Origin of the sequence: Bacillus sp. C30, assembly GCF_040838255.1 — a bacterium.
GTDB classification, from domain to species: domain Bacteria; phylum Bacillota; class Bacilli; order Bacillales; family Bacillaceae_G; genus Bacillus_A; species Bacillus_A mycoides.
Genome location: NZ_JBFPJH010000316.1, coordinates 1 through 3,704 on the forward strand (window position 1 = coordinate 1; position 3,704 = coordinate 3,704).

Below are 3,704 nucleotides of genomic sequence, written 5' to 3' on the forward strand. Positions count from 1 at the left end.
TATAGTCATAACCTCTGGCTTCTAAATCACGAACTGCTTTTAACATTTCTTTCATCGATCCACGTCTTACTGGCACTTGGAACATCACATCATCTCCCTTTCACATATCGCAATATCGCCTTTAACACTTAATATTCTGTACCCTGGATAGCGATCAGGAGTGATGTACTCAATCGCCTTCATTTTTGCTTCTTTTTCGTTTCGTACGCCCTTCCATGCCCACGCCGGAAGGACGACTTTTGATTGATTTTTGTCTAACATGGTTTCATCTCCTTATTAAGCTGATTGTTGATTTGCTTGGAACATCATATTTATAGCTGTTTTTATCCGATCATCAGTTTTATCTTGTTTGCCTAACCATTCAAGGTAGCCTTTATTCTCTTTAAATATTGTTCTTAATGTTTTTCCTTCATGTTTTCCGAATGTAAGAACAATTTCTGCACCTTCTGTAGCATTAGCTGGTAAAGGTAAATCGTCTTTCTTTTGGTTGCTTGGAACTTGTCCACTATTACTCTTCTGATTTAGCTTTCCGTCTTTTCCATAAGTAGCGCCGTTTCCGTCATCATCTTCACCAGTATTCAGACTAAGGAATGCTGCTAATGAATATCGTCTTGCGTATGTGATGCAACTGCCTACTGCTTGTGGATCGTTTTTAACTGGCTTCATTGTTAGTTCGTCTGATTCAAGCCATTCGCCGCTCTCATGTAGAAGAAGTGTTTTTAACGTTACATTTTGACCGTCACCACTTGGTATTTGCATGATGCTTAATCCATGCTTAGAAAGGATTGGTCTAATTTCATCTATAATTGTGTCTAGCGTTGCATAATTGTTTTTAAAGAAAGGGTTGTCAGCATCCTTAGCTATTTTGTTAACCTCTAAATTGAACTTCACTAGAGACTTTGCTAGTTCAGCAATCGTTTCGCTTCTATTCATCGGATTCTCACGTTTTCTCCCTGCGTTAGTGTAATTCCATCCCACTTCATTCCCTCTTTAACCGCTGCAAGTAATGATTTCTTATCAATCTTTGCTGGTTGTGGAACCATGTATTCCGGAGGAACTACTGCATCTTCTGCGATATCTAAACTTGCTGGGTTCTTTTGAATTCCTACTGTTACTATCGTTCCTTTGATGCGTTTTACTTCCAATAAAGTCATTTGCTGATATAAGTAATCTCTTAAGTTCTTACAGTTGTTTTCTATTACTCTTCTACGGTCCGATAGGCGCTTTTCTTCTAATTTGATAGCTTCTGTATCCGCTTCAAGGTTTTTGATCAATAGGGCGATGTTTTGTGCTTTATCTTGAATGCTTTCTTCAATTGCTTGCAATGTATCTTCTAATGCTGATGGATCTACACCATCTTCAATCATCATTTGTAGCTCACGGTAATTATTTGTTAAATCATAAAGTTTCATAGTTTATTTCCCTCCTAAAATGGCATTCTTCCATACGCCTGACCTGTTAAAACTGTAATTACATAATCAATGTCTAATTTTTTAAGCTTGTCCTGCTCTTGCTCAGACATCTTTTTTAATTCTTCAACCGCACGAGCCACCTGTTTAGGTAAAAAATCTTTCATATTTTAACTCCTTCTTGTTTTCAGGAGAAAACATTTGGTATAATGTACATGGATATTTACATGTGTTTTCTTGAAAGTGTTCGTTGCCATCGGACGCTTTTTTATATTTTCATAGAAACTATACGTAAATTATGTTAATATTCAGTTACCGACATGTGTAACAACTAACCTGTGCTTCTGTACGGGTTTTTTATTTTTGATGCTGTGCGCATCATCATGACCAGAAACGAGGTGGATGGGAAAAGGTGTCCGCTCCTAATCATGATGACAAGCATAAACTTGTCCGTTTTCAATACAAATTTATCCATATTATTATAGAGATACAATGTTATACTTGTAGTTAATCTCTACGTACTAATTAGCCTAGAAGCCCTAGACCCAAACTAGGGCTTCTTCCTATTTAGCTAGAGTTATATACTGATATTTCTCTTCCACTGCATCTGCGCTGTTATGTACTCCTCTAGCTCTTAAATCCTTTATGATCCATAAAATTTTCTTTCGTTCGTATTCATCACACTGCTGTTTATTTGTCACCTTCAAGCCATCCTGCTTTCTTTGCTACAACATCTATTCGATGCACTAAGTACGCTGACAAACATACTGCTACAGCTACAATCACCAAGGATATTGGATTTTCCATCATTTAAACCGCCTCCTGTTCATTTTCTTTCTTCAGTCGGTCTATGATGTAAGCTTGTCCTTTTGGTGTTACGTATGTTGTTGTCCATGTGAACGCTTCGCCATTTGGCTTTTTTTTAACACCTTGCGAAACCTCGAATAATTCTCTTTCACAACCTTTTTGTGTAGGTTCTGTTGAGTTTTTAAATAGTAATCCCCACTCACGTAATTTATCGAATAATCGTTTCTGTCCGATTTTGATACCTTGCTTCATTGCTAGTTTTGCAACTTCGCCAACTTTCAGCGTTTGATCTGACTGCATGCATGCTTCAGCGAATGTTACCAGCGGTTGTTGCTGTACGATTTGCTTTTGTGCTACTGCAAGTTTTTCTTTCTCTTCTTTTAACTTAGTAAGAAGACCGATTGCGAAGTCTGGATTAGTTACCACTTGTTCCAGGACTTGATCTGTCATGTATGCTCCGTGTTTTCTAATAGAAGGAAGCACTTCACTTGTTACCCACTTTTTGAACGATTTCGCTTGTGGCTTACGGCTTGTCATGATTAGTGAGTAAAGACCGCTTTCGTTGACGATGTTTGTTTCGCCTTGACGACCTATGTTAAACATAGTGCGTTCTTCCGGATCTAATTTCTGCATCGCTTGTGTTGTATTTTTGATTTCTAACACTTCGCAAACATCTTTCGCTACAAACCAAACATCTTCACCTTGTACCACCGTTCGAACTTGACCTAATTCTTCATTATTGAAAACTTGTAATTGATTCATTTTCATGAAACCTCCTTCATATCTAGAATTTTTATGATTTTCTCTCTAATTTTCTTTCCTTCACGTTTATTTCGAAGGATATCTGATAAATATGGTCCAGAAATCCCAAGCAATTCTGCTAACTCTTTTTGTTGCATATTGTTAGTGAATAGCCTTGCACGTACTTTCATTCCGAATTCATTCGCCATTATGTCCACCTCATTTTATATAATTAGCTAATTTTTAAGCTTTTCATTGACCTGTAATATCCAATATGATATTATTTACTCATAGCAAATAAACCTATGAAAACATAGCCTTTGTACGTTACGGGACGTGGTATTTGGCTTTTATTTAGTAGTGTTTTAACGGCTAAATAAGTAGCTCATGAACATATTATAATGTCTTATTGGATAATAGTCAACATAAAAATATCTAATAAGATATTATTTATTGGTCATTTGCATGAGGATGGTTGATATGACTATTGTCGATAGAGTTAAAAAGTTATGTAAAGAACACAAAATAACTATCGCTGAATTAGAAAGAAGAATTCAACTATCTAATGGTCAGATTAGAAAATGGGATAATCAAACACCAGGCGTGGATAAAATCCAAAAAGTAGCTGACTATTTCAACGTTTCTATAGATTCTCTGTTAGGTAGAACAGAGAAGAAATACTGGGAACTTAATGAAAAAGATGAAAAAGATATCCAAAAGAAATTAGAAGAATTAATAGAAGATATG

7 protein-coding genes are annotated in these 3,704 nt (G+C 36.2%); 1 reads left to right on the forward strand and 6 read right to left on the reverse strand.

Going from position 1 to position 3,704, the window contains the following annotated elements; genetic code table 11:
- Positions 1-84: 84 nt before the first annotated feature.
- The 6 genes from AB3X49_RS19250 to AB3X49_RS19275 form a co-directional block, all read right to left on the reverse strand.
- The gene (locus AB3X49_RS19250) at positions 85-261 is read right to left on the reverse strand and encodes a hypothetical protein (protein ID WP_367964093.1); all 177 of its coding nucleotides are present in this window, start codon (positions 259-261) and stop codon (positions 85-87) included.
- 15 nt (positions 262-276) lie between these two features.
- Positions 277-933 (reverse strand): ERF family protein, encoded by a 657-nt coding sequence (locus AB3X49_RS19255; RefSeq protein WP_367964107.1) that lies wholly within the window; start codon positions 931-933, stop codon positions 277-279.
- Complete coding sequence (locus tag AB3X49_RS19260) at positions 930-1,412, reverse strand: siphovirus Gp157 family protein (protein WP_367964095.1); 483 nt, start codon at positions 1,410-1,412, stop codon at positions 930-932. Before AB3X49_RS19260 ends, AB3X49_RS19255 begins: the two co-directional genes overlap by 4 nt.
- 14 nt (positions 1,413-1,426) lie before the next feature.
- Positions 1,427-1,576 carry a hypothetical protein gene (locus tag AB3X49_RS19265; protein ID WP_367962757.1) on the reverse strand — a complete coding sequence of 50 codons (150 nt, stop codon included), beginning with the start codon at positions 1,574-1,576 and terminating at the stop codon, positions 1,427-1,429.
- Positions 1,577-2,219: 643 nt separating this feature from the next.
- Positions 2,220-2,978 carry a BRO family protein gene (locus AB3X49_RS19270; RefSeq protein WP_367964098.1) on the reverse strand — a complete coding sequence of 253 codons (759 nt, stop codon included), beginning with the start codon at positions 2,976-2,978 and terminating at the stop codon, positions 2,220-2,222.
- A 2-nt stretch (positions 2,979-2,980) separates the two neighbouring features.
- Complete coding sequence (locus AB3X49_RS19275; RefSeq protein ID WP_367964101.1) at positions 2,981-3,166, reverse strand: helix-turn-helix domain-containing protein; 186 nt, start codon at positions 3,164-3,166, stop codon at positions 2,981-2,983.
- A 271-nt stretch (positions 3,167-3,437) separates the two neighbouring features.
- Here AB3X49_RS19275 and AB3X49_RS19280 point away from each other — a divergent pair.
- Positions 3,438-3,704, forward strand: a 267-nt coding sequence (locus tag AB3X49_RS19280) for a helix-turn-helix domain-containing protein (protein WP_367964104.1), incomplete at its 3' end; no start/stop codon positions are given.